The organism is Kitasatospora azatica KCTC 9699, assembly GCF_000744785.1.
Classification (GTDB): Bacteria; Actinomycetota; Actinomycetes; order Streptomycetales; family Streptomycetaceae; genus Kitasatospora; species Kitasatospora azatica.
The window spans coordinates 971,950-983,668 of the sequence record NZ_JQMO01000003.1; the positions used below are offsets into that span (position 1 = coordinate 971,950).

General features: G+C 71.9%; 10 protein-coding genes and 2 riboswitches. Of the genes, 7 read left to right on the forward strand and 3 right to left on the reverse strand.

The genetic code is table 11. The features are described 5' to 3' along the window. The first annotated feature begins 25 nt into the window (after positions 1-25). The 3 genes from BR98_RS15455 (at position 26) to BR98_RS15465 (ending at position 1,640) form a co-directional block, all read left to right on the forward strand. Positions 26-430 carry a PNPOx family protein gene (locus BR98_RS15455; RefSeq protein ID WP_157537797.1) on the forward strand — a complete coding sequence of 135 codons (405 nt, stop codon included), beginning with the start codon at positions 26-28 and terminating at the stop codon, positions 428-430. A gap of 81 nt (positions 431-511) precedes the next feature. Next, positions 512-703 carry a YegP family protein gene (locus BR98_RS15460; RefSeq protein WP_035845210.1) on the forward strand — a complete coding sequence of 64 codons (192 nt, stop codon included), beginning with the start codon at positions 512-514 and terminating at the stop codon, positions 701-703. Between the two features lie 100 nt (positions 704-803). Then, positions 804-1,640: a PhzF family phenazine biosynthesis protein gene (locus BR98_RS15465; protein ID WP_035845212.1), complete on the forward strand. Its 837-nt coding sequence runs from the start codon at positions 804-806 to the stop codon at positions 1,638-1,640. 10 nt (positions 1,641-1,650) lie between these two features. Here the strand turns inward: BR98_RS15465 and BR98_RS15470 are convergent, their stop codons facing one another. Both BR98_RS15470 and BR98_RS15475 read right to left on the reverse strand, forming a co-directional pair. Beyond that, positions 1,651-2,442, reverse strand: coding sequence for a CPBP family intramembrane glutamic endopeptidase (locus BR98_RS15470; RefSeq protein WP_051971076.1), 792 nt, complete (start codon positions 2,440-2,442; stop codon positions 1,651-1,653). Positions 2,443-2,521: 79 nt separating this feature from the next. Beyond that, positions 2,522-4,024: a glutamate-cysteine ligase family protein gene (locus BR98_RS15475; protein WP_035845214.1), complete on the reverse strand. Its 1,503-nt coding sequence runs from the start codon at positions 4,022-4,024 to the stop codon at positions 2,522-2,524. A 317-nt stretch (positions 4,025-4,341) separates the two neighbouring features. Between BR98_RS15475 and BR98_RS15480 the strand changes: the two genes are divergently transcribed. Then, positions 4,342-4,914 carry a hypothetical protein gene (locus tag BR98_RS15480; protein ID WP_035845216.1) on the forward strand — a complete coding sequence of 191 codons (573 nt, stop codon included), beginning with the start codon at positions 4,342-4,344 and terminating at the stop codon, positions 4,912-4,914. 328 nt (positions 4,915-5,242) lie between these two features. Next, positions 5,243-5,434 (forward strand): DUF5999 family protein, encoded by a 192-nt coding sequence (locus tag BR98_RS15485; protein ID WP_035845218.1) that lies wholly within the window; start codon positions 5,243-5,245, stop codon positions 5,432-5,434. A 70-nt stretch (positions 5,435-5,504) separates the two neighbouring features. Here the strand turns inward: BR98_RS15485 and gcvP are convergent, their stop codons facing one another. Further along, entirely contained in the window at positions 5,505-8,405 is a 2,901-nt protein-coding gene (gene gcvP / locus BR98_RS15490; protein ID WP_035845220.1) for an aminomethyl-transferring glycine dehydrogenase, read from the reverse strand. Between the two features lie 102 nt (positions 8,406-8,507). After that, positions 8,508-8,635, reverse strand: a riboswitch (glycine riboswitch). Position 8,636: 1 nt separating this feature from the next. Further along, positions 8,637-8,742, reverse strand: a riboswitch (glycine riboswitch). A 167-nt stretch (positions 8,743-8,909) separates the two neighbouring features. Between gcvP and BR98_RS37070 the strand changes: the two genes are divergently transcribed. Together BR98_RS37070 and BR98_RS15500 are read left to right on the forward strand one after the other, a co-directional pair. Next, entirely contained in the window at positions 8,910-10,040 is a 1,131-nt protein-coding gene (locus BR98_RS37070; RefSeq protein WP_063774790.1) for a PRC and DUF2382 domain-containing protein, read from the forward strand. A 183-nt stretch (positions 10,041-10,223) separates the two neighbouring features. Beyond that, positions 10,224-11,714 (forward strand): MFS transporter, encoded by a 1,491-nt coding sequence (locus BR98_RS15500; RefSeq protein ID WP_051969809.1) that lies wholly within the window; start codon positions 10,224-10,226, stop codon positions 11,712-11,714. Positions 11,715-11,719: the final 5 nt, after the last annotated feature.

Consider the following 11,719-nt stretch of genomic DNA (forward strand, 5'->3'; position numbering starts at 1 on the left):
ACAGCACCTGCCAGACCCTCGGCAGGTGCTGTCGAGGGTTGCGTCGCCGTCGTGGTCGGCGATCCGGCCGGTGAACGACGCCGGCAGTGTGCTGCTGCGGGCCGACGCCCGCTCCGAGCTCGTCCGCGCGGTCTCCGGCGCGCTGGTCGCCTTCGAAGCAGGCGAGGTCGGCGAAGCGGACGGCAGCGACTGGAGCGTCACCGTGCTCGGGCACGCGGACGCGACCGAGGATTCACCTGGGGACGAGCCCGGCTGCCGGGCCTCGGTCCCCACCGGTTCGCAGCTGCCCGGCCAGGTGTCGACCCGCATCCGACCCGAGCCGCTGACCGGCCGCCTGCTGACCGGCGGCCTGCTGTCCACCGCCGGCGCCCCGCCCGGCCCTCCCGACAGGACGAAGGCGCGGACCTCAACACCAACGCCCCGTCCCTGACGGACCGTCCGACATGCGCACCCGTCACCGACCGCCTACCGTGCGTCAGAAGGGGGCAACCATAGTGAGAGGACCATCCCCATGGCAGGCAAGTTCGAGCTCTACACCGACGAGAGCGGCATGCACCGGTTCCGGCTCAAGGCGAGCAACGGTGCGGTCGTCGTGGTCGGCGACGCGCACGAGACCAGGGAATCGCTGCTGAAGAACATCGAGTCGCTCCGCAAGCTCGCTCCCTACGCCCAGGTGCAGGAGACGGCGGCTAGCCCGGCGTAGCAGGTCGACTCGACCGAGTGGCCTGGACCCGTGGCGGTCCAGGCCACTCGTCGGTCATTGGCCCTGCCCGGCGCGGACCGACAGCGTCTACGCTCACGGAATGCGCATCTCGATCATCGACGCCTTCACGGATCGCCCGTTCGCCGGCAACCCGGCCGCCGTCTGTCTGCTGACGGGCGAGCAGTGGCCCCGGGAGCAGTGGCCGCAGGAGCGCTGGCTGCGTCAGGTCGCGCGCGAGATGAACCTCTCGGAGACGGCCTTCGTGCTGCCGAGCACCGACCGGGACGAGGCCGACTGGGCGCTGCGCTGGTTCACCCCGATGACCGAGGTCCCGCTCTGCGGCCACGGCACCCTCGCGGCCGCGCATGCGCTGCGCGCCCACGGCCTGGCGCCCGAAGGGCCGATCCGGTTCAGCTCGCTGAGCGGCGTACTCACCGCGACGCCGCGCGCGGACTCGATGATCAGTCTGGACTTCCCGGCCGCGCGCCTGGCCGCGGCCGAGATCCCCGACGGGCTGGAGGAGGCGCTCGGGACAACGGTGCTGAGCTGCCGCACCACCGGCCCGCTGGACATCCTGGTCGCCGAGGTCCGCAGCGAGCACGCGGTCCGCGGCCTGGCCCCGGACCTGGCCGCGGTCACCCGGCAGCGGGCCAGGGGCATCGTGGTCACCGCCCGGGCCGAGGATCCGAGCGAGGGCTACCAGGTCGTCTCGCGCTACTTCGCGCCCGCCGCCGGGGTGGCCGAGGACCCGGTGACCGGCAGCGCGCACACCGCGCTGGCCCCGTTCTGGGCCGAGCGCCTGGGCCGTACCGAGCTGACGGGGTACCAGGCCTCGGCGCGCGGCGGCCTGGTCCACTGCGAGCTGCGCGGCGACCGGGTCCTGCTCTCGGGCCGCGCCGTCACGGTGCTGACCGGCACCCTGCACAGCACGCCCTGAGCCGGCCTCCTCAGTTGAGCCATCCCACGTGCCCGTGCAGCAGCGCGTACCCCACGAAGGCCACCGTGTCGATCAGCGCGTGCGCCGCCACCAGCGGCATCACCCGCCCCCAGCGCCGGTACAGCAGGACGAAGACCGCCCCCATCACCATGTTGCCGACCAGCCCGCCGATCCCCTGGTAGAGGTGGTACGAGCCGCGCACCGCCGCGCTGGTCAGCAGCACCGCCACGGCCCCCCAGCCGCGCTGGTCGAGTCGGCGGATCAGGTAGCCGAGCACCACCACCTCCTCCAGCACCGCGTTCTGGCAGGCGGAGAGGATCAGGACCGGGATCCGCCACCAGACGTCGGGCAACCCGGAGGGCACCACGGTGAGGTTGAAGCCGGCCGCCCGCGAGCCGAAGTAGAGCGCCAGGCCGCTGCCGCCGATCACGGCGGCCACGGCCGCGCCGCGCCCGAGGTCGGCGAGCTTGCGTCGCAGGTCGAAGCCGAGCACCCGCAGTGAGGTGCCCTCGCGGATCAGCAGGTAGCCGACCAGCACCACGGGCATCAGGCCGCGGCAGATGTAGTAGAGCTGCCAGGCCAGGTCGATCCACGGGCGGCCGGGGGCCGCGGAAGTGTTGAGCGCGGCGGTCTGGTGGGAGAGCGCGACGTTCTGGGTGAGCGAGTCGGTGAAGCTGATCAGTGCGCCGATCCCGCTGGCGCCGAGCGAGAGGCCGAGCACGATGAGCAGCTCCGCGCCGAGCAGCCGGCGCCCGCGGTCACCGGGTGGCAGGGTGTTCGCGGGCTGTGCGGGAGGTGCCATCGTCATGGCGGATCATCTTGTCACACCGTGCTGAGCCTGCCCCTGAACGCAGCGCGCCCCACCGGCCGAAACGCAGCCCTCACCCCACCGGCCAGGTGTGCACCGGCTCCCCGGCCCGGGACAGCTCCATGTACCGGCGGGTCATGGTGGCCAGCGCGGTGGCCCGGTCCATCCCGTACCGCTCGCGCAGCTGGTGCACGGTGGCGGCCTGCCAGTTGGCGCCGTTGGTGCGGCGCAGGCAGCGCTGCTCGATGATGCCGAGGTAGCGGTCCCGGTCGGCGGGCTGCACGCCCCACTCGTCCAGCCCCTGGTGGGCCAGCGGCAGCAGCTCGCCGAGCACCAGGTCGACCACCGGCACCTCGGTCAGGGCGCCGCGGGCGCCGCGGCCCTGGCGCGGCCAGTGCACCGAGGCGTCGATGCCGTAGCGGGCGGCGGTGTGGAAGTTCTCGTCGGCCTTGGCGAACGGCAGCTTGTTCCAGATCGGCCTGGGCTGTTCGGCGAGCACCCGGACCAGTCCGTAGTAGAAGGCGGCGTTGGCCAGCGTGTCGACGACCGTCGGGCCGGCCGGCAGGCAACGGTTCTCCACCCGCAGGTGCGGGACGCCGTCGGCGACGTCGTAGACCGGGCGGTTCCAGCGGTAGACGGTGCCGTTGTGCAGTCGCATCTCGGCGAGCCGCGGTATGCCGCCGGAGGCGAGCACCTTGGCCGGGTCCTCGTCGTCGCAGATCGGCAGCAGGGCCGGGAAGTAGCGCAGGTTCTCGGCGAAGAGCTCCAGCGCGGAGTTCACCCAGCGCTCCCCGAACCAGGTGATGGGGCGCACGCCCTGGGCCTTGAGCTCGGCCGAACGGGTGTCACAGGCCTGTTGGAAGAGGACCGGGCGGGTCTCCCGCCACAGTTCGCGGCCGAACAGGAACGGCGAGTTGGCGCCCAGCGCCACCTGGACGGCGGCGATCGCCTGGGCGGCGTTCCAGACCGGGGCGAACCGGTCCGGGGTGACCTGCAGGTGCAGCTGCAGCGAGGTCGCGGCCGCCTCGGCCACCATGGTCACCGACTCCAGCTCCAGGCGCTCCACGCCCTCGATGTCCAGCGCGATGTCCTCGCCGCGGGCCGCCATGATCTGGTCGCTGAGCAGGCTGTAGCGGTTGTTGTGGGACATCGCGTCCAGCCCGGTGTGGGCCAGGTCCAGGGTCGGCAGCACACCCACCATGACGATCCGGGCGCCGGCCTCGGCGGCCCGCCGGTCGGCGTAGCGCAGCCCGATGTCCAGCTCCTCGCGCAGTTCCTCGAAGACGTGGCCGCTCAGCCGGTGTGGCGCGATGTTGACCTCGATGTTGAACTGGCCCAGTTCGGTCTGGAAGTCGGCGGAGGCGATCGCGGCGAGCACCTGCTCGTTGCGCAGCAGCGGCAGGCCCTGTTCGTCGGCGAGGTTGAGCTCGATCTCCAGGCCGAGCACCGCCCGCGGGCGGTCGAACCGCCCCTCCCGGAGCATCCGCTCCAGCGCCTCCTGGCAGGACTGCAGTTTGCGCCGGTACTGCTGCCGATCGGACAGATCGGCTCGGGTCGCGATGACCTTCTCCCCCATGGATACCCCCTCAGGCCGAGACACCGTGCCCTGCATCATGCCCACCCGGAAGATCGATACCCGACTCCGGGTAATGCCGTGCGGCACAAGGGATCTGACGATTTCTCACCTCCCTCCCGACTTGCCGTGCACGACAGAAGGTGATAAACAGGTCACCCTGCGCACTTGTTCGAGTAGACTCCGCGCTGCACTCATCGCTTGCCGCGGAGCCCCCTCGCGCGCCCAGCCCCGCGATCACGCCCAACCGGACCCGGCCCTTCGCGCCACGCCGGTATGCCGCCTTCGCACGCCGATCTCGCACGGAGAGGCGACCCGCCATGACCTTGCAGACACCTCAGCCCCCGCCCAGCGCCCTACGGGCCGTGCTGGCCGCCCTGACCTCGGAGGCCGCCCTGCGGCAGTCCGGCGCGGCGGCGCTACGCAGTACCACCGGCCCGCTGCTGCCGTCCCATCCGCTGGCAGTCCATCAGCTGCCGCCGGGTACCGCGACGGCGCGCGCGCTGGCCGCAGCGCCCCGGACGGGCTGGCGGTTCCTGGTCAAGCACGGCGGCGCGGTGCTGGCGGCCGCCGAGGTGGTGAAGTCCACCGAGGGCCACACCTTCGCGCACTTCGCCGCCGGCCCCTACCTGGACTCCACCGTGCAGGCGCTGGCCGAGGCCTGGCAGCTGGTCCAGCCGAGCCGCACCCTCTTCCAGGCCCGGCTGCTGTCGATGCCGGACCACTACGCCACCGCGCTGTGGCTGCACGCCACCGAGGCCGACCCCGAGGGCGACCTGCTGCTGCCGCTGGCGCCCGCCCCACTGGGCATCACCGCGCACCACGCCTATCCGGCCGACCAGCTGCTCGCCCTGCTCACCCGGCCGTCGGCCAGAGTGACGGCGTTCGCCTGAGAGAAGGCCTCCGCCCGAGCGGTGGCCTTCAGCCTCCAGTCTTCACCGGAGAACGACCGCCTCACCCCGATGGACTACCCCGCAGCCACCCGGCCAGGTCAGGGCCGGGTGGCCCTTTCGGTGCCCCAAAACCGCCGCCAACCATCTGAATGGGTGATCTCTGGGCCACAGTTGTGGCACATGTCACCGAAACCGCTGCGCGAGGGCCCACCGACGCCGACACTGGGACCCAGCGTGGAAGGACCACCTTCCTACCCACAGACGCGCGGGTTCACACCTGAGTGCCACTGCGGGGGGCGTGGATCGTTGAGTGAAGCGAGGTACAACGATGTGCCAGCACCGACCTGAGTGCCCGTCGGCCGAGTCCGCCGACCGTGAGGCGGCCGAGCCGGTCGCCCGCCACCCCGAGCAGGGCTGGAGCCTGCTCTGCAACGGGGTCCTGCTCTTCGAGGACACCGGCGAGCTGCTGCCGGACGGCCGGGTGATCGCGCCCCGCCGCTCCCTGGTGATCGCCGCCTGACCGCCGCCCTACCGGCGCGAACACGACGAGGTCCCCTGCGGCAGTGCCGCAGGGGACTTCGTCAATCCCGTCAGACCCCGTACTCGTCCAGCGGCGGGCAGGAGCAGACCAGGTGGCGGTCGCCGTAGGCGCCGTCGATCCGGCGCACCGGCGGCCAGTACTTGTCCGCCGGGTTGACGCCCGCGGGGAAGACCGCGTCGTGGCGCGAGTAGCCGTGCGCCCAGTCGCCGGCCAGCGTGGCGGCGGTGTGCGGGGCGTTGCGCAGCGGGTTGTCGTCCGCGGCCCACTCGCCCGAGCCGACCTTGTCGATCTCCGCACGGATCTCGATCATCGCGTCGCAGAAGCGGTCGATCTCGTGCAGGTCCTCGGACTCGGTGGGCTCGATCATCAGCGTGCCGGCCACCGGGAAGGACATGGTCGGGGCGTGGAAGCCGTAGTCGATCAGGCGCTTGGCGATGTCGTCCACGGTCACCCCCGTCTCCTTGGTGAGCGGGCGCAGGTCGATGATGCACTCGTGCGCGACCAGGCCACCGGGGCCGGTGTACAGCACCGGGAAGTGCGGGGCGAGGCGCTTGGCGATGTAGTTGGCGTTCAGCACCGCGACCTGGGTGGCGCGCTTGAGGCCCTCGCCGCCCATCAGCCGCACGTACGCCCAGGAGATCGGCAGGATCGCGGCCGAGCCCCACGGGGCGGCCGAGATCGGGCCGACGCCGGTGGCCGGGCCCGCCTCGCTCTGCAGCGGGTGGTTGGGCAGGTACGGCGCCAGGTGCGCGCGCACCGCGACCGGACCGACGCCCGGGCCGCCACCGCCGTGCGGGATGCAGAAGGTCTTGTGCAGGTTGAGGTGCGAGACGTCGGCGCCGAACTTGCCCGGCTTGGCCAGGCCGACCAGCGCGTTCAGGTTGGCGCCGTCCACGTACACCTGGCCGCCGGCCTCGTGCACCAGGCCGCAGATCTCGGTGATCTGGGTCTCGAACACGCCGTGGGTGGACGGGTAGGTGACCATCAGCACGGCGAGCTGCTCGCGGTGCTGCTCGATCTTCGCCTTGAGGTCCTCGACGTCCACGTCGCCGTCGGTCAGCGTCTTGACCACGACCACCCGCATGCCGGCCATCACCGCGGAGGCGGCGTTGGTGCCGTGCGCCGAGGCGGGGATCAGGCAGACGTCGCGCTGGACGTCGCCGTTGGCGTGGTGGTAGGCGCGCACCGCCAGCAGGCCGGCGAACTCGCCCTGCGAGCCGGCGTTCGGCTGGATCGAGACGGCGTCGTAGCCGGTGACCTCGACCAGCTGCTGCTCCAGCTGGCGGATCAGCGTCAGGTAGCCCTGGGCCTGCTCGATCGGGGCGAAGGGGTGCAGCTGGCCGAACTCCGGCCAGGTGACCGCCTCCATCTCGGTGGTGGCGTTGAGCTTCATGGTGCAGGAGCCGAGCGGGATCATGCCGCGGTCCAGCGCGTAGTCCCGGTCCGAGAGGCGGCGCAGGTAGCGCAGCATCGCGGTCTCCGAGCGGTGGCTGTGGAAGACCGGGTGGGTCAGGTACTCGTCCTCGCGCAGCAGCTCGGCGGGCAGCGTGTCGGCGGCCTCGGCCACCTCCGCGCCGGCCACCCCGAAGGCGGTCCAGACGGCGGCCAGGTGCTCGCGGGTGGTGGTCTCGTCGCAGGAGATCGAGACGGTGTCCGCGTCGACCTGGTACAGGTTGACGCCCTCGCCTCGGGCGGCGACCACGACCTCGGCGGCCCGGCCCGGGACCTTGGCGGTGACGGTGTCGAAGAAGGCCTGGTGGGCCAGCTCGACGCCGCCGGCCCGCAGGCCCTCGGCCAGCGCGGCGGCGTAGCGGTGGGTGCGGTGGGCGATGTCGGCCAGGCCGTCGGGGCCGTGGTAGACGGCGTACATCGAGGCCATCACGGCGAGCAGCACCTGGGCGGTGCAGATGTTGCTGGTGGCCTTCTCGCGGCGGATGTGCTGCTCGCGGGTCTGCAGCGCCAGCCGGTAGGCGCGGTGGCCGTCGGCGTCCACCGAGACGCCGACCAGGCGGCCGGGCAGCGAGCGGGCGTACTCGGCGCGCACCGAGAGGTAGCCGGCGTGCGGGCCGCCGAAGCCCATCGGCACGCCGAAGCGCTGCGAGGTGCCGCAGGCGATGTCGGCGCCGAGCGAGCCGGGCGACTTGAGCAGGGTGAGCGCCAGCAGGTCGGCGGCGACCGCGACGATCGCGCCCAGGCCGTGCGCCTGCTCGATCACGGCGGTCAGGTCGCGCACCGCGCCGGAGGCGCCCGGGTACTGCAGCAGCACGCCGAAGACGCCCTGCTCGACCACCTCGGCCGGGATGCCGGCGGAGAGGTCGGCGACGACCACCTCGACGCCGGTCGGCAGTGCGCGGGTCTTGATCACCGCGATGGTCTGCGGCAGCGTGTCGGCGTCGACCAGGAAGACACCGCCCTTGACCTTGGTGACCCGGCGGGCCAGGGCCATCGCCTCGGCGGCCGCGGTGCCCTCGTCCAGCAGCGAGGAGCCGGAGGTCGGCAGGCCGGTCAGGTCGGAGACCAGGGTCTGGAAGTTGAGCAGCGCCTCCAGCCGGCCCTGCGAGATCTCCGGCTGGTACGGGGTGTAGGCGGTGTACCAGGCCGGGTTCTCCATGACGTTGCGCAGGATCACCGGCGGGGTGAAGGTGCCGTAGTAGCCCAGCCCGATCATCGGGGTGAGCACCTGGTTGCGGCCGGCCAGCTCGCGCAGCTCGGCCAGGACCTGGGCCTCGCTGCGGCCGGCCGGCAGGTCCAGGCCGGTGATGCTGCGGATCGCCTCGGGGACGGCGGCGGTGGAGAGCTCCGCCAGTGAGCCGTAGCCCACCTGGGCGAGCATCTTCGCCTGGGCGGCGGCGTCGGGGCCGATGTGGCGCGACTCGAACGGGCTGGCCGCTTCGAGTTCGGCGAGGGTCGCGGAGCTGCGGGGACGACCGGCGGTCGGCTGGGCAGTCATGGTGGTCGAGGCCTCCTGGTCACGGACCGGCGGGGGCGCGCACGCCGTGAGCCTCGCCGCCGTGGGGAGCGGACGGACCTGCAGCGGACGAGCCGTCAGGCCTCCCCCTCTGTCATCGGGACCTGAGAGCTTCGCCCGCACGGGGCTGATGCCCCGCCGGCTTGCACCGTCGGTGAGGGTGGGGTCCACCGGCTCCCTCGCCGGAGGTCCTGCCCTGCTTTCCAGAGTGACCTATCCCACACGGTACGGATGCCTGAGAGATTCCGGGGAGGAGTTGCTCCTTCGGCGCCTCACGCCCTTGGAATCCAAGAGGTGGGGACTCTCCCGAGCGGGTTCGGCGGTCGCGCCAAGGGTACCAGCGCGGGCCCCCGCAGTGACCGGGCAGGTGATCGATCGCACTCCCCCGGACGGCCCATGACCAGCCCGTACGGCGGCGTTCGGCTGGCCGTTGTCCGCTTGGTGCCTTTTGGTGTGAATCGAAAGTAGTAGCACCAGGAGGAAAGCGTGCAGACCGACATCGACCCCCGAGACCTGATCGGGCACAAGGCCGTCGACCGGAACGGCGACAAGATCGGCACGGTGGACGAGGTCTACCTCGACGACGCGACGGGCGAGCCCGAATGGGCGGCCGTGCGCACCGGGATCTTCGGCCGGGACGCCTTCGTCCCACTGACCACGAGCGAGTTCTCCGGCGAGGAACTGCGCGTGCCCTACGACAAGTCGCTGATCAAGGAGTCGCCGGACTTCGGGGTCGGTCAGCACCTCTCGCCCGCCCAGGAGCTGCAGTTGTACCGGTACTACGGTCTGGACTCGCCCGGCGCCGACCGACCGACCGCCGCGAACAACACGCCCGCCACCTCGAACACCGCGCGGGACATGGACTTCGGCGTCGCCGCCGGCGCCGCGACCACCACCGCGAACCGGCCGACGGCCGCGACCACCACCCACGCGGCCACCCCCACCCAGACCACCACCACGCCGATGGCGACCACCATCGGCCTGGACAAGCCGGTCGAGCGGGAACCCCAGCCGGTGCCCACCCCGACGCCGACCCCCGACCCGGTGCACGCGGCCGCGGCCAAGCCGGCCGCCGCCGAGGGCACCGCCACCATGCCGCCGCCCGACCCGATCGAGCTGACCCTGCGCGAGGAGCGGCTGGAGATCACCAACGAGTGGCATGTGCTGGGCACCGCCCGGATGCACAAGTACGTGGTGACCGAGCCGGTGGAGCGCCGGGTCGAGGTGGTGCGCGAGCGGGTCCGGGTGGAGCGGGTCGCGGTCGGCGAGGCGGAGCGGTCCTCGCTCTCGGCGCAGGAGATCGCCGAGGCGGTGGAGGAGGTGACGCTGCACGAGGAACGGCCGACCGTGCGCAAGTTCACCGCGCCGCTGGAGCGGGTGCGACTGGTGGTGGAGCGGTACACCGAGGAGAAGGTGATCAAGGACGAGCTGCGTCGTGAGCAGGTGGAGATCCACGACAGCACCACGCCCGCGGATGACCCCGGCAGCACCCACGCCCAGCCCCAGCCCCATACCCAGGCCCAGGCCCAGGCCCAGGCCCATGCCCATGCCCATGCCCAGGCTCCGACTCAGTCCCAGGCTCAGTCGCAGACTCAGGCCGCCAAGACCACGGGCTGAGCAGCGCCGTTCCGGCCCGGACCCCGCAGGCGCGGGTTCCGGGCCGACGTCCTGCCCAAAGCTTCAGCGATAGATATTTGACAAACTGAAGCACTTCTCGGCATGGTTACTTCAGCACATTGACTATCGCTGGCTTGAAGCAGCCTGACAGGCCGCCAGAGCCCGTCCCTGAAGGAGCCATCCGTGAGTGAGGCAGCCAAGCCCGCCGCCACGGCCGTGAACCCGAGCAGTGCCCGGGTGCTGCCCGCCCTCGTGCTGGCGATGCTGGCCTACAGCGTGATCCAGACCGCCGTGGTGCCGATCCTGCCGTCGCTGGCCAAGGAGCTGCACGTCTCGGGCTCCAACATCACCTGGCTGATGACGGCCAACCTGCTCTCGGCCGCCGTGCTCACCCCGCTGCTCGGCCGCTTCGGCGACCTGCGCGGCCGCAAGCCGATGCTGCTGATCTCGCTGTCCGGCCTGGTGCTGGGCTCCGGGCTGGCCGTGGCCACCCACTCCTTCGGCCTGCTGGTGCTGGCCCGAGTGCTGCAGGGCGCCGGCGGTGGCGTGCTGCCGCTGGCGATCAGCATCGTCCGCGACGAGCTGCCCCGGCACAAGGTGACCGGCGGCGTCGCCGCGATCAGCGCCTCGATGGGCGTCGGCAGCGGTCTCGGCCTGGTCGCCACCGGTCTGCTGCTGGAGCACTGGGACTACAAGTCGATCTTCTGGATGGGCCTGATCTTCGGCCTGATCGCCGTCGCCCTGGTCATCTGGCGGGTCCCGCAGGACCCGGTGGTCGACAAGGCCGGCGGCGCCGACCCGCTGGGCGCGCTCACCCTGGCCGGCTGGCTCTCCGCCCTGCTGATCGCGGTCAGCCGCGGAAACGAGTGGGGCTGGACCTCCAACAAGACGCTGGGCCTGTTCGCCGTCGCCGCCGTGGTCGCCCTGGTCTGGGGGATCATCGAGGTCAAGGTCAAGCACCCGCTGGTGGACATGAAGATGATGGCCCGTCCGGCCGTCGCCTTCACCAACATCTCCGGCCTGCTGATCGGCTTCGGGATGTACGGCTCCTTCCTGGTGATCAGCAACTTCGCCCAGACCCCGGCCAAGCTCGCGCACTACGGCTTCACCGCCACCGTGCTGCACGCCGGTGTGATGCTGCTGCCCTCCGCGCTCGGCTCGATGGCCGCCGCCCCGGTCGGCGCCCTGCTGATCGCCCGCCGCGGCCCGCGCCTGCCGCTGGTCCTCGGTGGCCTGCTCGGCTTCGTCTCGATGGCCTACCTGGCCGTGCGGCACAGCGCCGAGGGTGACATCTACTTCGCTTCGGCGATCTTCGGCCTCGGCGTGGGCCTGGCCTACGCGGCCATGCCGGCCTACATCAACGGCGCCGTCCCGGCCGAGCAGAGCGGCATCGCCAACGGCATGAACGCGGTGCTGCGCACCGTCGGTGGCGCGATCGGCACCGCCGTGATGGGCGCGATCCTCACCGGCGACACCATCAAGCACCTGCCGATCCCGATCCAGCTGCCGACCCTGCAGGCCTACCAGCACGCCTACTGGGTGGCCGCCGTGATGTGCGTGATCGCCGCCGTCGTCCCGTTCGCGATCCGCACCGTCCGGCCCGCCCCGGTTCCGGTCGAGGCCGCCGCTCAGCCGAGCGACGCCGCTGCCGAGCCCGCCAGGACCAGCGCCTGACGCTG

Coding starts and splice junctions, on each gene's coding strand:
- BR98_RS15460 (WP_035845210.1), top strand. CDS start 512: ATGGCAGGCAAGTTCGAGCTCTACACCGACGAGAGCGGCATGCACCGG.
- BR98_RS15465 (WP_035845212.1), top strand. CDS start 804: ATGCGCATCTCGATCATCGACGCCTTCACGGATCGCCCGTTCGCCGGC.
- BR98_RS15470 (WP_051971076.1), bottom strand. CDS start 2,442: ATGGCACCTCCCGCACAGCCCGCGAACACCCTGCCACCCGGTGACCGC.
- BR98_RS15475 (WP_035845214.1), bottom strand. CDS start 4,024: ATGGGGGAGAAGGTCATCGCGACCCGAGCCGATCTGTCCGATCGGCAG.
- BR98_RS15480 (WP_035845216.1), top strand. CDS start 4,342: ATGACCTTGCAGACACCTCAGCCCCCGCCCAGCGCCCTACGGGCCGTG.
- BR98_RS15485 (WP_035845218.1), top strand. CDS start 5,243: ATGTGCCAGCACCGACCTGAGTGCCCGTCGGCCGAGTCCGCCGACCGT.
- gcvP (WP_035845220.1), bottom strand. CDS start 8,405: ATGACTGCCCAGCCGACCGCCGGTCGTCCCCGCAGCTCCGCGACCCTC.